We start from the raw sequence: 21,868 nt of genomic DNA, 5'->3' as shown, positions 1-21,868 counted from the left end.
TATATTGCAAAATCCGTCAAATTGGGTAGGACTGATTTTGAGAGGGTGATCATTCCATTGATCGCTTGTCCATAATGAGAGACAAGGCGACTTTTGATGCGGAACTCAGTAATTGTAGCTCTGGCATTCCTGTTGAGTGCCTGCGCGAACAAGAAAGAGAATTTCGATACTCTATCGGTTAGAAAATATCTCGATTCGTCGTTGGCGACTGTGAATGAGGAAAAGCGATATGCTTCGCTATATCCGAGAGCACTAGAGCCCCACGCAAGTAATACTGTCAGGCTGCATCCAGAGACCGCCGGGCAAGAGCTTTTACAGCCGGTTCATGCTCGTTGGAACGGAACACTTGATGATATCACACGGAAAGCGGCCCGCATGGCCGGCTATTCCGTTAGGGCGAATGGAGAACGTTCAGGGTCTCCAATCTTGGTTTCGGTCCATTGGGCCGACATGACGCTTCTTGGTCTGTTGCGGGAAGCTTTCGGCCAAGGAAAAGGGCGCGCATGGCTGGAAATTGACCAGTTCGCACGCGTCATGACCATCCACTACGCCCGGCCTGAAAAAAGCCCGGTCCCGCACCTGGACGACACCAAGCTATGAAGCAGTTTCCAACAATCCTTGCCGCACTGTCCGTCTCTGTCGCCCTGGCCGGTTGCACCACGACCGGTACATCGAATCCGGACGAACCGCCTCCACCTCCAACCCTTGGCGGAGTGGACAACCTAACGGGCGGAACGACCGCGCCTATGACTTACGAGCAGTTTGCCCGTAAGACGCGCAGCGGGACCGGCGCGAACGCCGTTGATGCAGAGCGGTATTCGGCGCTGCGCGACGCTGCGCTCTCATATGCGGCGCAGGCCGCCTATGAGCGGCGTTCGTGGGAGATCCTGCGAGAGCTTGAGGCGCAGTCGTCGAGGCTTTCGCAAGAGTTCAATTTCAATGATGTGGTCTACAAGGCACCGAAAGAGGCGGGCTATGTCGTTCCTCCTGTCGTGAGCAGGGCCAAGGAAGCGATCACCATCACGGACGGCGGCCGCGAGAGCGTTGCGGCCGATGAATATTACCGCATCGAGAAGCCCGGTCGCCTCGTGGCCGTGATACCGAGCTGGCGCGATTATCTCGTTATCGGCGTCGATAAGACCCCTGATCCCTCAGACCAGTTCCTTCCTTCTGGAAAGGAAGAGCGAAAGATTTGGGACCGCTATATGGCTGAAGGCTGGCGGCAGGGACGGATGCAGGCCGAGGAAGCGTTGAAGGAAAACATGAACCTTCTTCGCCGCGACTATTTGGGCATGGTCGAATATCGGCGTCTGGTCGATGCTGGCCTGGTCAAGAGCCTTGTAGTGACGTCGAGCGAGGTTCGTGCCAAGGGCACGCCGGAAGAGCTGTTTATCGGCCAGCGCCGGGTGAAGATCGAGAATGCCGCGACGTTCGTTTCCGACCCGAGGCGTTGGAAACCGATCACTCGGAGATTCGAGGTCTCCAAATGAACGGAAACTCAACTTCGAGCCAGACAAGCACGGTCGATCCTGCTGACCCCCTCGGCCTCCGCAAGCAGGAAGGGGGATATGGCGGGCTTTTCATCGTCGTAGCTCTGATTGCCGTGGTTGCTGGCTATTGGTTCTATAGGCGAGGCAGATGATTGACGAAACGCGTCTGGACGATACCCCATTCAAGCCAACGGATTCCTTCGTACCGGTCCTGAAGGAAGAGCCGACGCGGTTCGATTCCTCGCCCGAGATCTTCGACACATTCATCGTCGGCGCCGGCAAGCGCGGGGCGTCCGACATTACCATCCAGTCGGAAGCCCGGCCGCGCATTCAGATCAATTCTCGCCAGCATTTCGGCACCAAGCGCATGTTGCTGCGCTCAGAGGTCGATCTACTGCTGTCGTACATCTGGCGATCGAGCGATGCACCGAGCATATTGCGCCAGGGCCGTTGTCTCGACTTCTCCTATGAGGTCCAAGTCAGTCGCCATGAGCGGCATCGTTTCCGCGTCAACGCAACCCCGATTACGAAAAACGGCGGCTCCGGCGTCGAATTGACGATGCGCTCATTGCCGTCTCGTACACCGACTCTCGATGATGTTCAGCTCGAAAATGAGTTGAGGCCGTTTCTCAATCCGAAATCCGGCATCATCGTCATTGCGGGCGGGACGGGCCATGGAAAATCGACAACGATGGCTGCAATCACCCGTCATCATCTCGAAAACCACGAAAATCCGCGAAAGATCGTGGACTTTCAGGCGCCGATCGAATTCACATTCTCCGATATTCTCAGCGAGCAGGGCGTTTCCGCGAGCTTGATCGGCCAATCGGAGATCGGGGAGGGGCGTGACCTTCCTACCTTCGCGGCCGGAATCTGGTCGTCACTTCGGCGTGCGCCGGCGATCATCAATGTCGGTGAGGCACGCGATCATGGTTCGATGAGCGGCTGTATCGCTGCAAGCATTCAGGGGCATATCGTCAACACGACCACGCACGCGGGCTCCGTAGCCGAGGGGCTACGGCGCATGGCGATGGAATTTCCGGCGGAGGAGCAGGCCGCGCGAGCGTTCGACCTGATCAGCTCCTTGCAGATCTTTATCGCTCAACATCTTATCCGCACGACGGACGGCACCAAACGCTTTGCGGTCCGCGAATTCCTCGTGTTCGATGATGATGTTCGCGACCGATTTCTGGATAAGCCAATCGACGGCTGGTCCGCTGTGGTGCGTCAGCTCCTCAAGGAGGGAATGAAATCTGACAAGGTTATTGCGCGACCGCTCGCCCAATCGACTATGAAGCTTGTCGACGAAGGTTGGATCACGATGAAAGAGGCCCGGAGTTTCGTTCCGCGGTCGATGTTTGAGGTCCTGGAATAGAGGAGATGCGGCATGACCGATCATAATCGGTATGCAGTCAGGCCGATGACTGAAGGCCAAAGCCGGGAAGCGCAAGAGGACTTGACGCTAATCATACGCGGTGAAGATCGAGATTTGCCGTGGGGTCGATTGAGATTGCTTCTCGATCACGAGCTGGTCGAGATTGCCTATCCTGTTATCGCTCAAGGAAGCGTTCGGTCACTAAATCCGACTGACAAGGGTCTCGCCTTTTTGGAACGGTGAAGAAATGAGAAAGAACAGCGTTGGAACGCCACCTGTGCCTAAAACAGGAATCATCGTTGGCAAAGCACAGTCGGGAAAATCCGTGACAATGGTAGCAATTCTGCGCAAATTGATCCGAATCTAAAATATTCAGCGATATCAATGGCTTAGTTCCAAAGAGTGCGGTTTCGGCAGTGAAGCTGGGTGAGTGAGTGAGCCGATCGCCATGCGTTGCAATGGTTTCCGGAGGATGACCTCGGGACAAGGTGTTGCAGCAATGATTTGACACCGTTTGTTGCTTTGGTGGTCGGCCCGTTTCGCTACACTTGGCAGCATTGTTGCACCGCTCTATCCCTCCCTTGTTGCTCCGTAGAGCGTCGGTTCTGGCGGCATAGTTCGACGCGAGGCACGCAACAATCGGAGCGCTGATCATCAAGCTTGGCCAGAAGGCACCGACGATGCCGTGACCATTATGCGCGTCAGGGATGAGGTGCCCGCTCCGTCTATGCTACAACTTGAGCAAGCACCCGTTTCCCTTTCACCTTTAACCCGCGCAGCAGGATAGCTTTTTCACGTCCCTGTCGAAGGTCTGAGCCGCAAGCTTCAAACCTTCGACGGTTGTCAGGTACGGGAAGATCGTCTCCGACAGATCGTCAATCGTCAGGCCGCCACGGATAGCCAGCGCGGCCGTCTGGATGCTGTCGGCACCTTCCGGCGCGAGAATGTGCGCCCCCAGCAGTTTCCGGCTTGCTCCGTCCGCCACCAGCTTGATCAGGCCGCGTGTGTCGCGCGCCGCCAGCGCCCGCGGCACATTGTCGAGGGAAAGGACGGAAGTGCGAACCGAATGTCCGGCGGCGCGCGCCTGCGCTTCGGTCAGGCCGACGCTCGCCACCTGCGGGTCTGTGAACACCACAGCGGGCATTGCGGTGTTGTCGTAGCGCAGGCCGTCGCCGTTCAAGGCGTTCCTGGCGGCGAGCTTTGCGCCATAGGCAGCCATGTAGACGAACTGATCCTTGCCGGTCACGTCTCCGGCCGCATAGACCCCCGTCTTCGAGGTGCGCATGCGGTCGTCAACGACGATGGCACCGGCAGGTGACAAGTCTATGCCGGCCTCAGTGAGCCCGAGGGCCTCGGTGTTCGGGCGGCGTCCCGTCGCTACAAGAATCCGCTCGGCCGTCAGGGTCTCCGGACGACCGTCCCGCACGATGGCGAGCGCAATGCCGCCGTCATCGGTCCTGCGGGCGGATTCGTAGCTGATGCCGCCGACGATCCGGATGCCCTCGTCGGCCAGGTAGGTAGCAAGCGCAGACCCGATTTCGGGTTCAGCCTCCGGCAGAAGCCGACTGCGGAACACGAGCGTCACCGCGACACCGGCCCGCGCGAAAGTCTGGGCAAGCTCCAAGCCGATGTAGCCGCCGCCGAGCACGATCATCGAACGCGGCAGTTCGGTCAGGGCGAGCGCCGTCGTGCTGTCGAGCGGCGATACGTCGGCGATCCCCGGAATTTCCGGCAGTTCTGGACGCGCGCCTGTCGCGATGACGATCCGTTCGGAGGCGAGCCGCTGGCCTGCCACCTCGACACCGCCGTCTACAAGACGGGCCTGCCCTTCGCGATAGACCACGTTGTTGTACTCCGGCAGCAGATCGGCGTATTTCGCCTGTCGCAGAGCGGAAACCAAAGCGTCCTTCTGGGCGATCTGGGCGGCCCAATTGACCACCCGCGCACCGCTTTCGACACCATCAAAACGGGCAGCCGCATCATTGGCGTGACGCACGGCCTCCGTGGCTCTGATCAGGGCTTTCGAGGGCACGCAGCCGATGTTGACGCAGGTGCCGCCGATCGTGCCATGCCCGACAAGGGCCACTTGCGCGCCTTGTTCGGCGGCCGTGATTGCGGCGGAAAATCCGGCCGAGCCGGCCCCGACGACAACGAGATCGTAACGGCCATTGCCTTTGTTCGAAGTGGGTTCGCAGTGTTCACACATTCAATTCTTCCTTGTTTTCTGTCGGCGATCCGCAGCAAGCGGCATCCGCCGCCGATCCGGAACGGCTGCGCCGGTAAAGGTAAAATGCAGCTACCCCAATGGCAGCGAGCGCGATCGGGACCTGCATATGGCCCGCTGCCGCGAACCATGCGTAAGCCACGAAAGAGCCCGCAGCAGCCAGCAGAAATGGGGCGGCGCAACAGGTGATAGCCAGAAGCGCGACGACGCCGAAGCCGATGAACTTTCCATCAGTCATGCTGAGCCTCCCTACTGCGAAAGGCTGGAGGGATAGCCAGCATTGCTGGTTGCGGTGATCAGCGCCTCAACATTCGTCTGACTGTCATCGAAGCGCACCTTGGCGATTGCCGCGCCAATCGCCTCCGACACGTCGACATCGAGTACGCCTGGCACGTCGCTGAGAGCCCGCTGCACGATCGGGCCGCAAAGTTCGCAGGTGGCGTTGGCGACATTCAAGGTCACCGTCTGCTCGGCGGCAAAGGCGGGAACACTCGTAAGCAGCGATACGGTGAGGGCAACGAGGGGTAGGATTTTCATGAGGATTTCCTTCAGGTCAGGCGTTAAGGAGGAAGCGCGCAGCGTAGGGAAAGCCCACAGCGACGACGATGAGGACCGTTGCGATCCAGAGGCCGATCTTGGCGTTCCGGTGGGACGACGGGCGCGCGCAATAGGAGCCTTCGACGCATTCCGCGGCCTTCGGCTTGCGGTATACGAGATAGAAGCCATAGCCGAGGCAGGCGAGCGCGATCGTGACGAACACAGGCTGATAGGGCTCGAAGGCAGTCAGATTGCCGATCCATGCGCCGCTGATGCCGGCGAAGAACAAGGCAAAAGGCACCACGCAACAGGTTGCCGCGCCCAGTGCCGCCACGATGCCGCCAACTGACAGCAACGCCGCCCGATCAAATCCTTTTTCCTCGGGCTCTACGGCGGTATTTCTCAGCGTCTGAGTTTCGTCCTGCGTCATCGTTCACATATTCCCAAAATTGATCTATCGTGACCCTAGCGTCTGTAGCGACTACAGGGTCAAGCGGGAAAAATTCACCAATTTGTGAGCACATCGTGATGAAGCAGACTGAAGAAGAATTCTCGATCGGCGTGCTGTCTGAACGCAGCGGCGTCAACATCGAGACGATCCGCTACTACGAGAAGATCGGCGTCATGCCGGAGCCCGCCCGCAGCGCAGGCGGGTATCGTGTATACGGCAATGACCACACGCGGCGGCTACATTTCGTGCGGCGCGGCCGGGAACTCGGCTTCAGCCTCGATGAACTGCGTGGGCTATTGCAACTTGTCGATGGCCACGCCCACACCTGCCAGGAGGTTCACGCGCTCACAATCGAACATTTGAAAGATATCCGTCAGAAAATCGCCGATCTAAGGCGTCTGGAGCGGGTCATGTCGGATATGGCAGCGCAATGCAGCGGCGACCAGGTTCCGGAATGCCCGATTATTGATGCCCTTTTTGAGATGCGCCCGGTGGGCCGTTCCCGCTCCGTTCGGCCTTAGCGCGATTTCGAGCAACTATTGTTCCGCCTCCAAGCTCATCGAACTGCTTCGATCAAGAGCCGTGGGCGGCTCTTCAATCGTGCGACGAAGGACTTCCGGGTCACCAACAATGACGACCGTCTCGACGGCTCTGGTGACGGCCGTATAGAGCAGGGTCCGGTCAAGAAGTTTCGAGCCGACGAGCGGCACGATCACCCTACGGAAAGCCGAGCCCTGCGCCTTGTGAACGCTGATCGCCCAGCCATGAGTAACCTTCTCAAGGTCGGCCGCAGTGACCGCATCTTCAGCGCCGTCATCGAACCTAACCCAAGCACCCTTCGGATGAGGCTTGGTGACCACGCCCAGAGAGCCGTTCATGAACCCGGAGCAGACAGGTTCGCCGGTCACCTTGTCGAGTAGGGGACTGCCATCAGCATCCAGTTGCGGTGCCTTGGAGTAGTCGTTCTTCAACCACATGATCTTCGAGCCGACGCTCAGGCCCCAGTCCTCGACGTTGGCCTGCCGCGCCATGTATTCGATCTCGATGGCGCGGTTCAGCTCCTTCGATCCGGCCGGTCCGTTCTTCACCTGAGTGAGTATCTGGACATCCATATCGTGCAGGGCGGCCGTCCTGCCGTAGGCGGGCACCCGACCGCACATGGCGCGGAAGGCGGCCAAGGTTCTTGCTGCCACATCCTCCTTCGTCGCCGGGAAGAGATAGACGCCCGGCGAGAGGGCGACGTTTGGATCGAAGCGCCGGAGGGCGACGGACTTACCTGATCGCACCGCAGAGGCGACGGCGGGAATGCCAGTGGCATCATCCTGACGATGGACGACATCCAAAGTGACCGAAGGGATGCGCGTCGCCTTGACCATGGTGTGGAAGGGCAGGCCGGGTCCGATAGGCGGGAGCTGACCGGGGTCGCCAATGAAGATCAGGTTGACCTCGATGGGCAACTGAGCGAGCACCCGATAGATCGACGGGGTGTCGAGCATCGAGGACTCGTCGAAGATGACGGTCCCTGACTGAACACGGCGGCCAGCATTTTCGATGTCGTGCACCAGTCGCGAAAGAGTGCTTGCCGGGCGGCCTGTCGCTTCGCTGATCCGTCTGACGGCGCGGCCTGCCAGAGCCACCTGCAGGTGTTCGACGCCTTGGCGCTGCGAAGCTGGAAGACTGTCGCGGACGGCCTCCAGTGCGGCAAGGATTGCACGCACGACTGTCGTCTTGCCCGTGCCTGCGCCACCGCTGATGACGCAGATGCCGCAGCTCGTGGCCATGTAGACCGCCTCTCGCTGGGCATCGGTAAGCGCGTAGCCGATTTCCTCTTCCACCTTGGCGATGGCGTCAACGACGAGTTTACCGTCGAATGCCGGAACTTCACGACCAACGCGCTCGCTGACCTGTCGCGCGACCTCTTCCTCCATGAACCGGCAGGCCCTCGACTGCAAAAGGTCGGGGGTTGGCGACACAACGCGACTGCTGGCCAAGGCCAGGTCGATGGCACTCGCCGGATCGCCGCTCCAAGGCGCGAGCAGGCGTTTCACCAGAGGCTTCAGAACTGGGGAAGGGGAGGCCATGTTCCCTGTCCGGAACCGGATGGCCAAGGCCTCCTCGACGGCGGCCGTTAGCCGCCTCGGATCGTCGAGGGCGACTCCAAGACGAAGCGCTCTCGCGTCCACGTCTTTCCACGGCTCCAGCAATGTCATCGTGAACGGATCGGCCTTGATGCGGTCGATGGCTCCGAGACCCCAGAGACGGGCGGCAGCACCAGCCACACGAGGCGAGACGCCGTATCGATCCAGCCAGCGGAAGATTTCGACCTCCTCGGCGAGCATGCCGAAGCCGTCGACGATGGCGATGGCCCGATCCGCGCCGACGACGTCCGCGACCGCCTTCAGGTCACGATCTCGGATGATGGAGTAGATGGTCTCGCCGAAGCGCTCCCAGACTTTCTCCGCCGTAGCCCAGCCGATACCTACGAAGCGCTTGTCGGTGGCCAGATGGCGGATGATCGCCCGCCCCTTGGTGACCAAGGGCAGGGCCACCTCGGCATGGAGCTGCGGCCCATATTCGGGATGGAGTTTGACAGGACCCGTGACACGCCACGTCTCCCCTGCGACCGGATCGCGCGGCGACCTCTTCGAAGGGACGAGTGCACGACGGAGCTGCTCGGTCCCGTCACGGCCAATGATGACATGGTCGCCGAACCGGCTGGCATGAACGGAGGTGATGGACAGCTCCCAGGAAGACTGCTCAGAACGCTCACCAAGGACCAGGAACGTCTGCCCCTCTGCGCCACCCCGTCGTTGATTGGCCCCTGCCATGGGCTCTGGCTCTCCGTTCACTGCGGCCACCCACGACGTGCCGTCGCGGGTCCCTGTGCCTCATTCACTGCGATCCAGCTCCCACGGCCTGTCGGGGCCACGACGGCGCGGCTCCGAGGACCAGACTTCAAACACCCAATCATGGAAGTCTCCCAGTCTCGGCGATCACCGCGCTCAACCGCTTCATGCGGTCAAGGTCGCGGCGCAGCGAGGCGTTCTCCGCCTTCAGCCGAAGGTTCTCTTCCTCCAAAGCCATCTGATTGCCATCGACCTTGGCCTTCTGCTCGCGGTCCGCTTCCGCCTGTTCGAGGCGTGTCAGGTTAGCCTTGCGATCACGGTCGTCTGCGTTGCCCAGGATTTCGGCGCATCTCGGATTGGTGCGGAACACCTGACGGTCGAAGCCGCAGGCCTTGGCGATGGCGCTCTTGTTCAGCTCGACGCCGCCGTAGCGGGGAAGCGGCTGGTCACCGAGGTTCTCCAGATACTCTTGGAGGGCATCGACATGCTCCTGGGCAACCTCGACACCGCTTTTGCCCGTTCCTCGCGCCATTAGGACTTCCTCGGAGGAAGGGTTACGACCTCGCCAGAAGGAATGGCATTCATTCCGTCGAGCTTGTTGACTGTCTCCTGATATCCCTCGAACAGACGTTTCCATTTTGAGAAGCCGCCCATTTCGGCGACAGCCAGGATCATCATGCGGTGTGACGCGATCACGAGCTGCCGATCAGCCTGAAGCTGGTCAATCTCGGCGTTCTTCACTTCGACCAGTCGCTCCAGCTCTGCGCGAGACTTACCGCTGCTGCGACCAATCGCGATCCTTATAGTCTCCTGCTTTCGCTGGGCACCCTCGAACTTGGTGCGACGGTCCACATTCCGAGTGATGTCAGTGGCGTTCTTGAACACGCCGCCGCTGCGCCGGACGATGGCTCTCGCGGTGATGGTTTCGTCCTCGGCGATCATCGCCTCCAACATTTCCTCAAGATGGGCGATCTTATCAATCATCAAGGTCTCTCAGGCGGCTCATGGTGTCGATGATGGTGTTACCGAACTTCTGCTCCGGCGTCACGGAGAGGTCTTTGCCATCGGGGAAGGGGCGGTCACCGGGTTCGGTCGCGAGAGCCTTGCCGATATTCTCGTATCGGATGCGGGCGTGGGCGATCTGGTTCGCCCATCCGGCATATCGACGGCCCTCGGGTACGGATTCCAACTGGATGATGATTTTCGCGAAGCGGTCGCGCATCGTTTCGAGATGGTCGTGCTCCTCTACGACGTCGGTTCGGGCTAGATGCAGGCAGCCGTTGAAGCATTCGAGATGTTTCGGGCAGGGATCGCTGGTGAAGCTGTTCACGCACAGCCCGTAGGGCGTGACGTGAAGACCGTCGGCCTCGGCATTCAGGTAGTCGAAGGCTGCATCGTCGCCATACTCGCGTTGAACACGCCGGAACTCGTCGACGATAGGTCCTCGCACCTTGTTGGCGGCGATCATCTTGTAGACCTGAAGCGCCTTGTCGCCGAGAGAATCTTCGGCTTCCGGGGGAACGTCGATATGCTCGATATCCTCATGAAGGCTTCGGTGATCGTACTCGTAGCTCTGCTGAACGCTACGGCGGCCGAACTTCTTGGTTATCATCGTGTCAGCGACGCCGAGACGGAACAGCTCGGTGTTCTGCAGGTGCCGCAGGGAATGAGAAGTCAGCGTCAACGCGCGGTCCTCGTCCGTCTGGCCGTATCGCTGGAAGAGGGTCTCCCCGCTTGCCTTGCCGCTCAAGGAGCCGTTCAGAGGGCCTTTGTCCAAAATGCCGATGGCAGAGTACAAGGTCGTGTCAAGAAGGCCGTTGTTGCGCCCCTCGATGAGGTTTCTGATCGGCATCAAGAACAGGAGGTCGTAGGGATAAAACACCGTACCGTCGGTCGTCGCGGTCGGCTTGGTAGCGGATAGCTTCGTCGCGCGGTTCTCCCGGATGTGTTCCTCGACATCGCCAACGCGGACGAATGCAAATCGCCAGTTAATCCTGCCGTTTTCGATCACGCCCGCCGATGTCCGGATCGGAATGTTGCGTTGAGCCGGATTGGTCCAGAACTGCGACAAACCAGCGGGTCTGCCGCCTAATTGAAGATCGCGGATGGTGTCGAGGTACTGCGGGTCGTAGCTTTCGCGATATTGCTGGATCAGTTGCGGCGGAACCTCTGCGTCCGAGAACACCGCATTTCCTGTAATGCGGACGTACATCTCCCAGGCAGGAACGAGCGCGTCCTCAGCATATTCGGGAAAGATGCGACCTGTTTCAGCCTGCCGTTTCAATCGCTCCCGCAGCGGGGCGGTAATGGTGGCTATGTGGTCGAGCGTCTCTACCAAAATCTCCTCGAACATCGGCGGGACGTGCTGGATGTTCTCGTACAGAGCCAATCCCTCGGCAAGGTCGTCCTCTTCCTGCTTTTCAGCGAAGTACCTGATTATCAGGGAACGGGAGAACCCACCATGCTCTCCGGCCAGTCGGCCGTCGGCGTCCAGATATTCGCGCCAACGCTTCCAATCCAATGGAAGAAGGGCGGCCTCTCCGATCCGGAAGCCCATGATGATCTGGACCTTAAATGCCGCAAACCGGATCGCATCCGAGAAGGACAGGGGCGTCTCGGTGAAGACAATCCGAACCAGTTCCCAGAAGGCCTTCTCATCCGGAAGCTTCGACGCCGACTTCCGTTCAGCCAGGCTGCGCCGCAGGCTCTTGCGGCCACCATGTGCGTTTTGGCGGTCTTTGACCGCATCGGCCCGCTGCTGCGCTGCCAACGCTTCCTTGCTGGAATAGGGTTGGCAGAAACGAGCCAAAGCAGGGATGTCGGCGAGCTTTTGTCTGTCGATGACGTTCCTGACCATGGTCACGAAGTCGAGCGCTTGCTTGCCGGATTCCGATGACCGAAGAACGGCATTGTAGGCCTGCTGGATTTGATCGGGGGTTACCGCCCAGGGCGGTGTATCCTCTGCTGCAGGTGCCAGCCGTCGGATGCCAGCGCCCACTTGAACGGCGCTTCCGGGCTTCGTCTGACCAAGGAGAAGCTGGTGGATCAATACAGCCTGGAAGAAGTCCAGCCAGTGGGGGGACAGGGGCATGGCGACCAAGAGACCTTGTCCCATTTCCACTCTGATCTCGTTCAGTTTTATGAATGGCGCGGCGTCCACGCCAACCTGACCAAGCCATGAGACCGGTTTGGAAAGGCCACCCCTCAGTTCCGTCAGGTTCCACCTCGTCTCCTTGGTGACCTTGCCCTCACCGTCGAAGACTAGCTTCCAGCTCAGGCCGCGTTCTTCGGCCAGCCTCTTGGCCGTGGCAATGTATTCGGCATAGAACGGGTTCATGGCTCGTCCCCGCCATCGGATTTCAGTTCCTCGGCAACACGTCTTGCGGCGTCGAGCGTGCTCTTCAACTGAGCGTAGGCAGGGGATTGCTGGTTGTTGCGGGACGCGGCGGCGAACTCAGTGACGACCGGACGAAGGCTCTCCACGACGTCCTGGTGGATTTCGGGATCGTTGAGGGGCATGAACTGGGAACAGGTGTAGCAGGCAAGCACCGGGTTCTTCATGCAGAGGTTCTGACCCAAGTTGCAACCACCTATTCCTGCGATAGGAATCCCGTGAGGCACACCTCCGATCTGCTTCTCGGCCGGAAGGCCCAGAAGCATCTCCTTATCGATGGTTCTCGTCGTCGCGATCTTGGCTACGTTCTTGTAAATGGGCGAGATTGCAAGGGCATCATTGATACGCTTGGCTTGTGGTGGCGATGCGTCGAAGTAGACATTGGCCACGCGGTCGCTGGAGTGTCCCATGAACTCCGAGAGGCCAGCGTGCGAGATGCCGCCGTCCGCGAGACGTTGTGCCGCCGTATGTCTCAGGTCGGTTGGAGACCAGGCTTCTCCTGTCAAGTCCGACGTAAGCTCAAGAATGACCCGGCCAACACCGGACGGCGTGAGGCCGAAGAGGAGGCGAGGGGGCACGCCCTCCTCTATCATGACGATTCCTGCGTCCCGGCGCTTCACAAACTCATTGAAGAGCGGCCCCCACTCACGCTTGATCCGCCGGGTTTCTCGAATGCGCTTGCGGTGATCCTTCTGCTTGATCCGGGTGACCGCAACATGCACCGCACCAGTCGAGTACAGCCGAACATCGGCCGTCTCGATCCGCGCTATCTGCCCCGGACGGAAGGCATACTGGTATGACGTGACCAAGATGCACACGTCCCGTAGCGCTTCGTCATCAATCGACTGAGGATCATTCGATAGCGCGGCGCACATCGCATCGATGTGGTCGACGATGATGCTTTGGTGATCCAGTGGCAGGAAGCAATCACCGATGCGAACGACGCGATACTTGTCGACCTTTGGGCTCTTCAGAGCCCGAATGATCGATGCCGCCGTGGGCGTCCAATGACCAATGTTGAGCCGACACAGGGAATGAAGAATGGCTCTTAGCGAGTAACTTTCCCTGGCACTTACCTCTGCAAGAACGAATGTGTTCCAATGGGATCGAGCATCGAACGGCTGTGACACTAATAGCTCGATGAGAGAGGCGACGCCGCGACGTGCGAGATAGCTCAGGGTGCTGCCAAACAGGATCGTCACGTAGTGAAGGTCGTGCTCGCCAAGCCATTCGGCGAACACATGTTTCATTACCTGCGTTGCGGGACCAAACGCATTGAACGATATTGAATGCTGGCGGCCGTCCAAGGCAAGGAAGACTTGGTCGGTTTCGGATAGGTCTCGGACGGAGCATATCTCGTTCGCAAAATCATCGTAGTATTTGACCACCGCAGGCAGCGGCGGCAATCTCGATGTCAGGCGATCAATATCGGCGACGAGGCGGTCGTTCTGAAGCGTGACGGCGGCTTTCAATGGGATGTCTCCGGAACAGTGCGTCGAAGAGCATCCACAAAATGGTCAAATTTTTCGCCCCAGGCTTCGTCCAGGCTGGTTTCGAAGTAGGCCTTGGCATAGAGGCGCGGCATATCCGACTTCTTCGACCACCCAAAAAATGTCCGTAGCTTCTCCTGAGCCTTGTCCAGATCATTGCCCGTGTCCTGATACCGACGCATCCTAACGACAGCGGATGTATGGCGGAGATCGTGACAAGAGACGCCTTTAAGCCCTTGCTTTTTCAGAGATTGCTTAGCCTCGTCGCACAGGGCCTTCGTCGCAACCTCAAAGATTTCACTGAGGGATCGCAGCGAAAGTGGCAGGCCTTTTTGAGAGATCAGAAGGTGTGGGTGGTTTGCCCGTCCGCGATAGTTGCGGATGTAGAACCTGACGAGTTCAACGATCTCTTCCTGTAACGGAAGCTGGCGTCGCGAGGTCTCCGTCTTCAGCCCAGGCTGTTCGTACCGTGGGTCCGGATCATCGACTTCCTCGACATCCAACCAGTGGACGGTCTTGCGAGCGACTGGGTCGAAGTCCTCCTTAAACGAGGAAGCGTACAGCAACGCGCCTTCACCACGCCGAAGCCCAAGGCGCAACAGCAACATGAAGACCAAGAGGTTGCGCCAGCGCAGCGCTTCAGTCTTGAAGGGGTTTCGCGTCGAATCCGGCCTGAAGATTTCGTAAAGGTCCTCGATTACGAGCGGCGGAAGTGCCCGGATCGGCGGTGGCGGCTTCTGGGGGTTCGGAACTAGGTTGCGGTAGAAGGTCTCAAGGCGATGTACCTTTGCCTGGATTTCGTTCGCCCGCGCACCGGCCGTGCTACCGGCCTGGCGAAGCATTTCCGTCGCGAAGTCGAGCGCAAACTTCCATGTGGACGACTTGTCCGCGTTCTCGACGACGGCCGCGTTCCTGAGTTGGGCGAAGAAGCCCAGAAGACATTCTTCCAAAGCATCTCCATCGGCTTCGGCTATAAGACGGTCCAGACAGTCGGTACCGTGTTGCTCGCAGACTGCCTCGTAGAAACGATCAATGGCCGTCAGATACTTCTGTCGGCTCGATGGTTCCAGTCTTGGGTTCAGGACGTCACTCCAGATGGTGGCCCAAAACCGTGGGACGCCAAGAGAACCGACAGCGACAAGCCCACGTGCTGATGGCGGCAGGGCTGCATTTCTTATATTGATGATCGGCATGGTCACTCGCGTTTCTCAACGAAAGCAACAATGCCATCGGTTCGGTTAAACGCAACACAGCAAACCGCAGCATCTACGGTTTTCCACAGTCGTGGAAAACGCGGTTTCAGGCCAGAACGCAACAGCCCGCAAACCGCCTAGATGTTCCATAATAAGGGTTATGCGACTAAGCCATATAGCAGCTATATACAGATGCGACACATGGGCAAATTAGAGATGCGACATTTTTAGGTCGCTTGCCCTATTCAAACAAAACAAAGAAAGGAAGACTGGGGTTCCGGATACAAGCAACGGATGGGAGCCGTCATGTCTTGTTTGATCACGATGTCGCAGAAAGAACTCAATAGATTAGAAGTCATTCAGAAGATACGAGATCGCCGTCTGAGCGTTGTTCAGGCAACAACATTACTTGATCTCAGCCGCAGCCAAATTCATCGTCTTTTACAGGCCTACGATAGATTTGGACACACAGGCCTGATTACTGGAAGACGCGGTCGCCCGAGTAATCGACGTTACAGCGAGGACTTCCGGAATACCGTGCTGGATTTGGTGCGGGTTTATTATCGGGATTTTGGGCCGACACTAGCATGTGAGAAGCTTGTTGAACGACATCAAATTTCGATCAGCAAGGAGACACTGCGCCAATGGATGACGGCGGCAGGCATATGGGTTTCACGCCGTGAACGCAAAAAACGGGTATTCCAACCGCGCGCCCGGCGCGATTGTTTTGGTGAGCTGGTGCAGATGGATGGCTCACATCATTGGTGGTTCGAGGAGCGGGGTCCCAAATGCGCCCTCCTCGTTTATATTGACGATGCCACCGGCAAGCTTCTGCATCTGCGCTTTGCTGGATCAGAGAATATGTTTGATTATTTTCATGCAACGAAGGCCTACCTGCAGCAATGGGGCAAGCCGCTGGCCTTTTACAGTGACAAGCATGGTGTGTTTCGCTCCACTCATGGTTCGCAGAAAGATCGCACGAGTGGCCTGACCCAGTTTGGGCGCGCGCTTTATGAGCTCAACATCGACATTATCTGTGCCAACACCCCGCAGGCCAAGGGCCGTGTCGAGCGGGCAAACAGGACTCTGCAGGATCGTCTGGTGAAGGAATTGCGATTGCACGGCATTGATACGATGGAAGCAGCAAATGCTTATGCACCGGAGTTCATTGCAGATTTCAATACCCGTTTTGGCAAGGAGCCTCGCAATCCAAAAGATATGCATCGACCGCTGGCCGCGCATGAGAACATTGATAGTGCGATGTGTCGGAAGGAAGTGCGGACACTGTCACAAACACTGACACTGCGTTACGACAAGGTGCTGTTCATCTTGGAACCAACGGAGTTTGCAAAACGCTTGGCACGACAGAAAGTCATAGTCTGCGATTACCCCGATGGGCGTCTGGAGATCATGCATGGCACGGACACCCTGCCCTATAAAACGTTTGACAAGCTGCGCTCGGTTCATAGGTCGTCTATTGTAGAGAACAAACGACTGGATGACGCGCTTGCGCTCGTAGCCGAGATGCAGGCTGGTCGAGAACAGCAGCGCAGTAAGAGTGGGCCGCGTCGAACAGGACAGACAAACCATATGTTTGGCATTCGCGACGGCAGCATAGCCAATGGCTATCAGAAGCGCGAGCGTAAATCGCGCACCGCTTACATGAATGATCCCGATGTTATCGCCCGCCGGGAGAAAGCGCTGGCGCGTATGAAGGCGGTTGATAGATAATTGGAATCTTTAGTCCTAGCGGACAGTTGAAGCTTTGACTTCGTTCAATTTGGAAAGCTCTGAGTTGCGCATCAGATAGTGATCAAGTTGAGGATCTTCCAAATAACGGATTTGTTCGTCCAAGATGTCATAGTCATTGCCAATCTCTTGGCGTAAGAGCGCTACTAATCTGTCCACATTCGCGTTGAAACGATCACAGAGCGCCTGAGACCAAAGACTGGGGTCAGGCGGATACAAAGGGTTAAGATAGCCAGAGTGCTCAAAGTCAAGTTGATCCCTTAAACTTTTAGCTATTTCAGAAAGTTCCACGCAGGCAGGTTTGATTACTTGCCCTTGTAGATTAAAAAACACCGCATCAACAGGTCCTGTGCCAAGGCTGTCACGTGTGGCAGGATCACCAGCCCATAGGCAGCCGCCTGCACCATAATCGAAGAAAAATCTGAGAACGCCTTTAGTCATGTCGAAGGCATACCAGCTTTATCAACGGCAAGCAAAGGGGTGCGCACTATATTGGTGATTAAAGAGGTTGAAGCCGAAGAGCCGTATATTCACCCGCCCCCATTCCTCGCTTGCAACCCTGACCAGCCTCTCGGAATGGGGGCTGAACGTCACCGCCTGTCGCATTTCTATCTTGCTGGAAACGTCGCATCCTTAACTTGCTAAAACAAGCCATTGAATTTATTGGAAGAAATATGGCTACTACTTCTTGCCGTCATTGTTCGTACTCACCTGTCGCCAGCAACGCTCCATACTGTCCTAAGTGTGGTGGCAAGAGGCCCGGCGAGCGGTGGTATGAAATACCAGTTGGATTAATGATTCTGGCAGCAATCTGCTATTTGGCGTGGCTGATCTTCTCGTAAGGGCGTTACGCAAGGCCGCCGACAAACCCGCTTAACTCATCAAGCCGCACCATCGAAATCCGTACTGTGCCACGACAGCCGCGCGCCCTGCAGATCGTTTCGCGCTCGAGCTCGTCGATGTACAGGAATTCGCGTTCCGGCGAGACACATACGATGGCACGGGTGAGGTAATGCACGTGTCCGCATTTCTTGCACCGCGCTTCAAGCTTCTGATTGTCGGCCAGGTCGCCGACCTTGACGCTTTGTTTCCAGCCCATCACCAAAAATCCTCCGCGGATGGAATGCGTGTGTATGAGATCTTGCCCCCGACGTGGCCGCCAGCCGGCGGCCGCCATTGGCCGAGGCTGACAACAGTGGCAGCATAGCGCGCATTGAGATTGTCGATTGCCTTGCTGGCGTTTTCCCAACGCCGGCGTTGGCGGTCATCATTGTGAAGTAGGTCAAGCTGGCGCTCATGCGCTGGCGTCAGATCATAGAGGGTGACGCCTATCCGGAAGATCGTGAGTCCACGCGGATAGTCCAGCGCGACCATTTCCCAAAGTTCGGAAAGGGCGGCGAGGATGGCCTGGTCGTCGTTGACGACCGGCAGATGGCGCTTTCCCATCCACGATCCATCACGAATCGAGAGCCAGAGCCAGAGGCCGGCTGCATAAAAATTTTCGCGTCGCAGACGCCGCGCCGCTTTTATCAGAAGCAACCGTGAGATCTCGCGCGCGCCGGCTATGGTGCGCGATTCCGGAGGAAGCACGCGCCCATGGCCGAACATGCCCCGGCTCGATGCCTGGGCCTGTATGTCGTAACCATGGAGAGCGTACCAGAGCCGTTCGCCAGTGACGTTGTTCCAAAGCCGGCGCATGTGCTTGGGCTGGAGTTTATAAAGCTGTTCGGTTGTGTAGATGGACGATCGATAGAGCCGCTTCGCCATGTTCCCGCCGACACCTGGAATATCTTCCATCGGAACCGCAAACAATGGCGCCGGCAAGTCAACCGGCCGCCAGATCGCCAGTCCGTCGCCGTACCGCCCTGCCCCGCGCTTACCTTCTTTACAGGCGATTTTCGCAAGCTGGCGATTGGCGGCGAAGCCGATCGAACAGGTGATAAAGGAACCGACATTCTCTGCGATCGCGGCCTTGATGCGAGCGGACAACCCTTCCGGGTCATTGCGGCCGGTCTCATCGAGGCGGCAAGTCAGCTCATCAATCGATTTAGCCGCGTCGATCGGAATAACGGTCTCTATTTCGGACAGGAGCGCGTTATGCGCCCGCCGATAAAGGTCGGGCTTTTGTGGAACAAGCACCAGGTCTGGACAGAGCCTCTTCGCCTCCTCGATCGGCATTACATTTTTTACGCCGTAGGCCTTTGCCTCACGACTGCACGCTATGACGGCCGTGCGGGTCGTGCCGGCGAACGGCACGACGCCGATCGGCCGCCCCCTTAAGCGCCGGTCACACTGCTGCTCGACGCTTGCAAAGAAGCCGTCAAAATCTAGGTAGAGCCGTTCGATCGTCTCCGGCTTGCGCATTCTGTCTTCGCTCCTGAATAGAACAAAAACAGAACAACGGAGAGACGGTTCCCGTCAAGAGGAATTTTTTCTTATGCAACGCTGTAGGCAGGATGCTTGGCGGCAAAAACCGCAAAAGGCCCGCATCGCGGGCCTTTATGCTTGAACGACCTTTTCTTAGCCGAACGGCAGGAAATAGCGTCGGATTGCCTTTGCGATGCTGTTCGAGAAGAGAAGCATCGCTACGATCGCGAGGAGAATTGACAATTCGAAACTGTAATTCTTCGGGTCGTGGATGATGGTGTCTATTCCAACCGGAAGAAAAAAGAGCATGTAGCCAAGCAGGATCGGCATAACCGCGATAAGCGCTCCACGCGGAATTGAGAACAGCATCAGGAACGGCACGAAAACCAAAAAACGAAAGAGTTTTTCAGTTCCGCTCAAGCCGTGTGCCTCAACGTCACGAATAGGACGCAGATACTTAGGCAATGTCATATCCGGCCTCCTTTCGTGCCGAGTTTCATTCTGCAATATACATCAATATCGCTAACGTGAAAACCGGCACCCTTACCCGTTGGTTATTCTTTGCTGTGGCTTCGGTAGAAGTGCTGGCTTTGCGGCCTCAATGGATTTTCCAAGATGAGCTGCGCTGCCCATCGCTGCAGTGTTAGCGCGGAGTGCAGTGTGAGCGTCGAGATCGTCGCCGATATGGTCGAACCAGCGGAAAATCCGGCCAGGAAATTCTGCAATCAGCGAGAACGACCGCTCAATGATGACGAGATAGACCGCTCCCATAAAGCCCATGACGACAAAGATGCCGAGGAACCAAGCGAGGCTAACAAAGCTGTCGCCTACAAGTGCTTGTGCCGAGGTAAGGGCGTAATAGAGCCCGCCATTGATAAGCACGCCCATGATCCGGAACAGGATCATTCCGAGCAGGAGCCCAAAAAGCATGAGGACCGGCGTCAGGGTGAGCGCCAGGATCATGACGTAGCCGCGACGTGCTTGGCTGCCACCCATCCCCTTCCCTTCCATGGAGAGATGCGCGATCGCCCAAAGTGGGGCGGCGAATATGGCTTCCATTACGAGAAGGAAGAACGCGCCGATTCCGATCACCCAAGTCACCATCGGAACCATTGGAAGCACGAACGCAAGGAACATGCCTATCACGCCAATACCGCTGATCACCCAACCGACGAAGTTCGAGAGGACCGTTATCCCGGTTCCCACGTATGGAACTACTGCAAGGACGGAAAGCGCGATTATCGCGGCCGTTGTGTAGAACGTGACCTGTGTTCCGAACGTGACAAGACCGATCATCGGATCATTGGTGGCCCGCATTGGGTTCAGGAATTCCAGCGCCTGATAGAGAGATCCCGCGGATGGCATCCAGTCCGATATATCGCCGCCGCTGTCCGCGAACGCGACGCGTTCATTTACGAATGCCCTGATCCCGCTTCTCGCGACGCTTTCGTTCCACCACTCGACAGTGCCGTTGTAGGTTGCTGAAATCTGATCAAGGAACTTCTTCGCGTCACCATCGGCCGAGCCGAGTAAGTACCAGTTGTTGTCCGCATACTGTGACGCGATGGCGTTACGAACTGATCCAGCGGGGTTTGATGCGGCGCCGATGGCTCCGCCAGGAGTTACCTTAGGAAGTGCGGTTGCTACCGAATTGGAGTCGGCCGAAAGCCGTGCGATGAGCTGATAATAGAATCCGGCTTGCAACCAGCCGCCGTTCTTGAGATTGCCGGCTAGTGCCTGGCTTTGTGAATCTCCAACCGGCGTGACCTGCAACGGATCATCGGCTTCCGCAACGTCCTTGCCCGCCTTTTGCAGCTTATCCGGTCCAATGTACCCATCAAGTATTCTCGCATGCTTTTCCCGCCATGCCTTCAGATCCTCTCTCAAGTTGCGATAGTCCGGCATTAACTGCGGATTCCGCGAACTAATCGCCTGAGCGAGTTTGGCGGCAGTTTCGGTGAAGCCGTTGGCCGTATCGTCTACCGCCTTTTGCATGTCGGTGATGTAGTCATTATACGATTTGCCAGCGGCTTCAGCGAGCCGTTGAAATCCTGATGTCTGGCCGGGTAGGCTGACGATGCCACAAGCTCCATACGAATTCGGCAGACTGTATGCCATTTGCGGGACGCCGGATTTCATTTGCCACGGCCCACGAGATATGCCGTCAAGTCCATCACCGCCTTTGGATACTTCGAGATTGTACACGGCCTGGCACAGCTCGGCCCTCCACAGTCCTTGTAAGAATTGACCGTCAAGGGCGTCATAGTCACCGCCCACGACTGGCAACCGCTGTTCAACGATGAGATCGACCGTCTCATTCCAGAAGAATGAAGCGGTGGCCGTGCTCACGTTGACCATGTAGGCAATGCCATGCTGAGCGGCATTATATCCTGTCGGCATGGGGATGAGAGCGCCAACCGCGAGAATGGTGCGCAGCGGCACCCACATTGCCGAATGCCGTCTTCCAAGAATCTCACCCTCATGGGCGGTTTCAGTGACACCTACGATGACGTTGTAAATGAACAGGATTGCAGCAACGGCAAAGAACAGGACATTGAAATTGGCGATCAGTGAGGAAATCAGGGTTTCGTCGTTGGGGCCGGTGAAGAGCGGCCCAAATATCATGTTTAAGAAGGAATTAGACCGTGCGTCACCCTCGCCCTTGATAATGTCGGCAATGTTGATGTCGTCGGCGTGCGCGACGCTTGCCGAAATCATCCAAAAAGTAGCGAGAAGCCCCACCCGGTTCATG

The 21,868-nt window shown here is 57.7% G+C and carries 22 protein-coding genes; 7 read left to right on the top strand and 15 right to left on the bottom strand.

Translation table 11 applies throughout. The features are described from left to right. Window positions 1-96 precede the first annotated feature (96 nt). From LJ361_RS23175 to LJ361_RS23155, 5 genes are read left to right on the top strand one after another with little or no spacing between them, the layout of a single operon-like run. Window positions 97-600: a DotD/TraH family lipoprotein gene (locus LJ361_RS23175; protein ID WP_113732131.1), complete on the top strand. Its 504-nt coding sequence runs from the start codon at window positions 97-99 to the stop codon at window positions 598-600. Continuing rightward, the gene (locus LJ361_RS23170; RefSeq protein ID WP_113732132.1) at window positions 597-1,490 is read left to right on the top strand and encodes a type IV secretory system conjugative DNA transfer family protein; all 894 of its coding nucleotides are present in this window, start codon (window positions 597-599) and stop codon (window positions 1,488-1,490) included. The genes LJ361_RS23175 and LJ361_RS23170 overlap by 4 nt, the downstream gene beginning before the upstream one ends. Further along, window positions 1,487-1,642 carry a hypothetical protein gene (locus LJ361_RS23165; protein ID WP_264813636.1) on the top strand — a complete coding sequence of 52 codons (156 nt, stop codon included), beginning with the start codon at window positions 1,487-1,489 and terminating at the stop codon, window positions 1,640-1,642. The genes LJ361_RS23170 and LJ361_RS23165 overlap by 4 nt, the downstream gene beginning before the upstream one ends. Then, window positions 1,639-2,865 carry a type IV pilus twitching motility protein PilT gene (locus LJ361_RS23160; RefSeq protein ID WP_264813635.1) on the top strand — a complete coding sequence of 409 codons (1,227 nt, stop codon included), beginning with the start codon at window positions 1,639-1,641 and terminating at the stop codon, window positions 2,863-2,865. The genes LJ361_RS23165 and LJ361_RS23160 overlap by 4 nt, the downstream gene beginning before the upstream one ends. A gap of 12 nt (window positions 2,866-2,877) precedes the next feature. Continuing rightward, window positions 2,878-3,108 (top strand): hypothetical protein, encoded by a 231-nt coding sequence (locus tag LJ361_RS23155; RefSeq protein ID WP_113732134.1) that lies wholly within the window; start codon window positions 2,878-2,880, stop codon window positions 3,106-3,108. A 523-nt stretch (window positions 3,109-3,631) separates the two neighbouring features. On the opposite strand, the gene merA is transcribed toward LJ361_RS23155, so the two are convergent. From merA to LJ361_RS23135, 4 genes are read right to left on the bottom strand one after another with little or no spacing between them, the layout of a single operon-like run. Continuing rightward, window positions 3,632-5,071 carry a mercury(II) reductase gene (gene merA, locus LJ361_RS23150; protein WP_142174827.1) on the bottom strand — a complete coding sequence of 480 codons (1,440 nt, stop codon included), beginning with the start codon at window positions 5,069-5,071 and terminating at the stop codon, window positions 3,632-3,634. Further along, window positions 5,064-5,327: a hypothetical protein gene (locus LJ361_RS23145; protein ID WP_142174826.1), complete on the bottom strand. Its 264-nt coding sequence runs from the start codon at window positions 5,325-5,327 to the stop codon at window positions 5,064-5,066. The genes merA and LJ361_RS23145 overlap by 8 nt, the downstream gene beginning before the upstream one ends. A gap of 11 nt (window positions 5,328-5,338) precedes the next feature. After that, window positions 5,339-5,626 carry a cation transporter gene (locus LJ361_RS23140; RefSeq protein ID WP_142174825.1) on the bottom strand — a complete coding sequence of 96 codons (288 nt, stop codon included), beginning with the start codon at window positions 5,624-5,626 and terminating at the stop codon, window positions 5,339-5,341. A gap of 16 nt (window positions 5,627-5,642) precedes the next feature. Further along, complete coding sequence (locus LJ361_RS23135) at window positions 5,643-6,056, bottom strand: mercuric transporter MerT family protein (protein ID WP_142174824.1); 414 nt, start codon at window positions 6,054-6,056, stop codon at window positions 5,643-5,645. A gap of 98 nt (window positions 6,057-6,154) precedes the next feature. On the opposite strand from LJ361_RS23135, the gene LJ361_RS23130 reads away from it, so the two are divergent. Continuing rightward, complete coding sequence (locus LJ361_RS23130) at window positions 6,155-6,598, top strand: MerR family transcriptional regulator (protein ID WP_264813001.1); 444 nt, start codon at window positions 6,155-6,157, stop codon at window positions 6,596-6,598. A gap of 15 nt (window positions 6,599-6,613) precedes the next feature. Here the strand turns inward: LJ361_RS23130 and LJ361_RS23125 are convergent, their stop codons facing one another. The 6 genes from LJ361_RS23125 to LJ361_RS23100 all read right to left on the bottom strand — a co-directional run bounded on the left by LJ361_RS23125 (window position 6,614) and on the right by LJ361_RS23100 (window position 15,000). After that, window positions 6,614-8,626, bottom strand: coding sequence for an ATP-dependent RecD-like DNA helicase (locus LJ361_RS23125; protein ID WP_264813002.1), 2,013 nt, complete (start codon window positions 8,624-8,626; stop codon window positions 6,614-6,616). A 418-nt stretch (window positions 8,627-9,044) separates the two neighbouring features. Next, window positions 9,045-9,455: a hypothetical protein gene (locus LJ361_RS23120; RefSeq protein WP_264813003.1), complete on the bottom strand. Its 411-nt coding sequence runs from the start codon at window positions 9,453-9,455 to the stop codon at window positions 9,045-9,047. Next, complete coding sequence (locus tag LJ361_RS23115; protein WP_264811912.1) at window positions 9,455-9,907, bottom strand: hypothetical protein; 453 nt, start codon at window positions 9,905-9,907, stop codon at window positions 9,455-9,457. Before LJ361_RS23115 ends, LJ361_RS23120 begins: the two co-directional genes overlap by 1 nt. Next, window positions 9,900-12,260 (bottom strand): hypothetical protein, encoded by a 2,361-nt coding sequence (locus LJ361_RS23110; protein ID WP_264813004.1) that lies wholly within the window; start codon window positions 12,258-12,260, stop codon window positions 9,900-9,902. The genes LJ361_RS23115 and LJ361_RS23110 overlap by 8 nt, the downstream gene beginning before the upstream one ends. Then, window positions 12,257-13,789, bottom strand: a complete 1,533-nt coding sequence (locus LJ361_RS23105) for a site-specific integrase (RefSeq protein ID WP_264813005.1) — start codon at window positions 13,787-13,789, stop codon at window positions 12,257-12,259. The genes LJ361_RS23110 and LJ361_RS23105 overlap by 4 nt, the downstream gene beginning before the upstream one ends. Then, window positions 13,786-15,000, bottom strand: a complete 1,215-nt coding sequence (locus LJ361_RS23100; protein WP_264813006.1) for a tyrosine-type recombinase/integrase — start codon at window positions 14,998-15,000, stop codon at window positions 13,786-13,788. The genes LJ361_RS23105 and LJ361_RS23100 overlap by 4 nt, the downstream gene beginning before the upstream one ends. A 306-nt stretch (window positions 15,001-15,306) precedes the next feature. On the opposite strand from LJ361_RS23100, the gene LJ361_RS23095 reads away from it, so the two are divergent. Then, on the top strand, window positions 15,307-16,731 hold the full coding sequence (locus LJ361_RS23095) for an ISNCY family transposase (RefSeq protein WP_264813007.1): 1,425 nt from the start codon (window positions 15,307-15,309) through the stop codon (window positions 16,729-16,731). Window positions 16,732-16,746: 15 nt separating this feature from the next. Here LJ361_RS23095 and LJ361_RS23090 read toward each other — a convergent pair whose 3' ends face one another. The 5 genes from LJ361_RS23090 to LJ361_RS23070 form a co-directional block, all read right to left on the bottom strand. Next, the gene (locus LJ361_RS23090) at window positions 16,747-17,190 is read right to left on the bottom strand and encodes a hypothetical protein (RefSeq protein WP_264813008.1); all 444 of its coding nucleotides are present in this window, start codon (window positions 17,188-17,190) and stop codon (window positions 16,747-16,749) included. A gap of 406 nt (window positions 17,191-17,596) precedes the next feature. Next, window positions 17,597-17,848 carry a hypothetical protein gene (locus LJ361_RS23085; protein ID WP_112700661.1) on the bottom strand — a complete coding sequence of 84 codons (252 nt, stop codon included), beginning with the start codon at window positions 17,846-17,848 and terminating at the stop codon, window positions 17,597-17,599. Further along, complete coding sequence (locus tag LJ361_RS23080) at window positions 17,848-19,113, bottom strand: Y-family DNA polymerase (protein ID WP_264813634.1); 1,266 nt, start codon at window positions 19,111-19,113, stop codon at window positions 17,848-17,850. Before LJ361_RS23080 ends, LJ361_RS23085 begins: the two co-directional genes overlap by 1 nt. 156 nt (window positions 19,114-19,269) lie before the next feature. Further along, window positions 19,270-19,587, bottom strand: coding sequence for a hypothetical protein (locus tag LJ361_RS23075; RefSeq protein ID WP_146617343.1), 318 nt, complete (start codon window positions 19,585-19,587; stop codon window positions 19,270-19,272). 72 nt (window positions 19,588-19,659) lie between these two features. After that, window positions 19,660-21,867: a DotA/TraY family protein gene (locus LJ361_RS23070; RefSeq protein ID WP_113731074.1), complete on the bottom strand. Its 2,208-nt coding sequence runs from the start codon at window positions 21,865-21,867 to the stop codon at window positions 19,660-19,662. Window position 21,868: the final 1 nt, after the last annotated feature.

Source organism: Brucella sp. JSBI001 (genome assembly GCF_026014005.1).
GTDB lineage: Bacteria > Pseudomonadota > Alphaproteobacteria > Rhizobiales > Rhizobiaceae > Brucella > Brucella anthropi.
This window is presented reverse-complemented; position numbering and strand designations above follow the sequence as displayed.

What these genes read in the sequence shown, in the direction of transcription:
- LJ361_RS23175 (WP_113732131.1), top strand. Translation starts at nt 97, where the DNA reads ATGCGGAACTCAGTAATTGTAGCTCTGGCATTCCTGTTGAGTGCCTGC.
- LJ361_RS23170 (WP_113732132.1), top strand. Translation starts at nt 597, where the DNA reads ATGAAGCAGTTTCCAACAATCCTTGCCGCACTGTCCGTCTCTGTCGCC.
- LJ361_RS23165 (WP_264813636.1), top strand. Translation starts at nt 1,487, where the DNA reads ATGAACGGAAACTCAACTTCGAGCCAGACAAGCACGGTCGATCCTGCT.
- LJ361_RS23160 (WP_264813635.1), top strand. Translation starts at nt 1,639, where the DNA reads ATGATTGACGAAACGCGTCTGGACGATACCCCATTCAAGCCAACGGAT.
- LJ361_RS23155 (WP_113732134.1), top strand. Translation starts at nt 2,878, where the DNA reads ATGACCGATCATAATCGGTATGCAGTCAGGCCGATGACTGAAGGCCAA.
- merA (WP_142174827.1), bottom strand. Translation starts at nt 5,071, where the DNA reads ATGTGTGAACACTGCGAACCCACTTCGAACAAAGGCAATGGCCGTTAC.
- LJ361_RS23145 (WP_142174826.1), bottom strand. Translation starts at nt 5,327, where the DNA reads ATGACTGATGGAAAGTTCATCGGCTTCGGCGTCGTCGCGCTTCTGGCT.
- LJ361_RS23140 (WP_142174825.1), bottom strand. Translation starts at nt 5,626, where the DNA reads ATGAAAATCCTACCCCTCGTTGCCCTCACCGTATCGCTGCTTACGAGT.
- LJ361_RS23135 (WP_142174824.1), bottom strand. Translation starts at nt 6,056, where the DNA reads ATGACGCAGGACGAAACTCAGACGCTGAGAAATACCGCCGTAGAGCCC.
- LJ361_RS23130 (WP_264813001.1), top strand. Translation starts at nt 6,155, where the DNA reads ATGAAGCAGACTGAAGAAGAATTCTCGATCGGCGTGCTGTCTGAACGC.
- LJ361_RS23120 (WP_264813003.1), bottom strand. Translation starts at nt 9,455, where the DNA reads ATGGCGCGAGGAACGGGCAAAAGCGGTGTCGAGGTTGCCCAGGAGCAT.
- LJ361_RS23115 (WP_264811912.1), bottom strand. Translation starts at nt 9,907, where the DNA reads ATGATTGATAAGATCGCCCATCTTGAGGAAATGTTGGAGGCGATGATC.
- LJ361_RS23110 (WP_264813004.1), bottom strand. Translation starts at nt 12,260, where the DNA reads ATGAACCCGTTCTATGCCGAATACATTGCCACGGCCAAGAGGCTGGCC.
- LJ361_RS23100 (WP_264813006.1), bottom strand. Translation starts at nt 15,000, where the DNA reads ATGCCGATCATCAATATAAGAAATGCAGCCCTGCCGCCATCAGCACGT.
- LJ361_RS23095 (WP_264813007.1), top strand. Translation starts at nt 15,307, where the DNA reads ATGTCTTGTTTGATCACGATGTCGCAGAAAGAACTCAATAGATTAGAA.
- LJ361_RS23090 (WP_264813008.1), bottom strand. Translation starts at nt 17,190, where the DNA reads ATGACTAAAGGCGTTCTCAGATTTTTCTTCGATTATGGTGCAGGCGGC.
- LJ361_RS23085 (WP_112700661.1), bottom strand. Translation starts at nt 17,848, where the DNA reads ATGGGCTGGAAACAAAGCGTCAAGGTCGGCGACCTGGCCGACAATCAG.
- LJ361_RS23080 (WP_264813634.1), bottom strand. Translation starts at nt 19,113, where the DNA reads ATGCGCAAGCCGGAGACGATCGAACGGCTCTACCTAGATTTTGACGGC.
- LJ361_RS23075 (WP_146617343.1), bottom strand. Translation starts at nt 19,587, where the DNA reads ATGACATTGCCTAAGTATCTGCGTCCTATTCGTGACGTTGAGGCACAC.
- LJ361_RS23070 (WP_113731074.1), bottom strand. Translation starts at nt 21,867, where the DNA reads ATGAACCGGGTGGGGCTTCTCGCTACTTTTTGGATGATTTCGGCAAGC.